This is a genomic window from Domibacillus sp. 8LH, assembly GCF_038806185.1.
GTDB classification, from domain to species: domain Bacteria; phylum Bacillota; class Bacilli; order Bacillales; family Domibacillaceae; genus Domibacillus; species Domibacillus indicus_A.
Genome location: NZ_JAVJNG010000124.1, coordinates 1 through 275 on the forward strand (window position 1 = coordinate 1; position 275 = coordinate 275).

At 66.9% G+C, this 275-nt stretch carries 1 protein-coding gene; it reads left to right on the forward strand.

The genetic code is table 11. The features are described 5' to 3' along the window. The coding region (locus RG959_RS24085) for a hypothetical protein (protein WP_483298925.1) at positions 1–275 on the forward strand (275 nt) is incomplete at both ends.

The window sequence follows — 275 nt, forward strand, 5'->3', positions numbered from 1 at the left end:
CTCTACGCGGAACGCGAAGGCATCGAGAACCAGACGCTCGTCGCGGTCACGTCCGGCGCGAACATGAACTTCGACCGGATGCGCTTCGTCGCCGAGCGCGCGGAAGTGGGTGAAGCGCGCGAAGCCGTGTTCGCGGTCACGATCCCCGAGGAGCGCGGCAGCTTCAAGCGCTTCTGCTCGCTCGTCGGCGACCGCAACGTCACCGAGTTCAACTACCGGATCGCCGATGCGCAGGCCGCGCACATCTTCGTCGGCGTGCAGATCAAGCGCCGCGG